The sequence below is a fragment of the Streptomyces sodiiphilus genome, from assembly GCF_039529215.1.
In the GTDB taxonomy this organism is placed as follows: Bacteria; Actinomycetota; Actinomycetes; order Streptomycetales; family Streptomycetaceae; genus Streptomyces; species Streptomyces sodiiphilus.
In genome coordinates, this window is record NZ_BAAAMJ010000103.1 from 1 (window position 1) to 821 (window position 821).

Annotated in this window: 2 protein-coding genes; both read left to right on the forward strand. The window is 45.7% G+C overall.

Translation table 11 applies throughout. From position 1 onward, the window contains the following. Nucleotides 1–309, forward strand: a 309-nt coding sequence (locus ABD299_RS24785) for a hypothetical protein (RefSeq protein WP_344266994.1), incomplete at its 5' end; no start/stop codon positions are given. 264 nt (nucleotides 310–573) lie between these two features. Beyond that, nucleotides 574–821: helix-turn-helix domain-containing protein (locus ABD299_RS24790; protein ID WP_344266997.1), on the forward strand; the 248-nt coding region annotated here is incomplete at its 3' end.

Sequence of the window (821 nt, forward strand, 5' to 3'; positions counted from 1 at the left end):
ATCTATAAAATGATAGTCGACGCCTGGGCAGATGCCTCACTAGTTGGTCAGATCAACTTTGGCAGTAGGGTGACAGACCGTTTCACAGGTGACGTCAAACAGGAGAACGAGTTTTATTACATTGAAAAGGCTAAAGACACAGGAAGAAAAAGTCTTAGAGAAGCCTACAAATGGTTGAGCTATCTAGCCAAGGTAACAACAAAAGAAAACCAGCCCAAAGATCAGCGAATGTTCAACTTCAGCAGACCAATCGTAGGTACCCCTAAGCCCAATTCTCATTCTGAAGAACCTGACGTTGGTGCTGCTTGAATATAGTCTTTTTGCAATCCTGAAAGACTGAAGAGCTAAGAGTGGGCTATATCATACGCCTAAAAGCTCATATAAAGGCCTTCAGGAGGTTTTAAGCCTACTACCTATACCTACCTACAGGGGTTGGGTTGAAACGCCTTAAATCGCCTTATATCTCATTGTAGTCCTTGTGGCTAACCGGTGAGTTTTGTGTAAGCACTAATTGCTCTAGCGACACGCATGACACAGACTCTAGTGACACGCCACGACCACGCAGTGACACACATGCAATTCACCATCACAGAAGCCGCTAAACTTTACGGTAAGCAACGTAAGACGATATACCGTCACATAGACTCAGGGCGCATATCTGCAAGCATTAGAGGCGATGGTAAGCGCGTGATAGACCTTGCCGAGTTGATCCGCTGCTATGGCGAACCATCCAACAGAATAACAGCTAGTGACACGGAATCGACACGCGAAGACTCAGCAAGTGACACACTCATAAGCCAGGCACTATTGGAAGAAATACG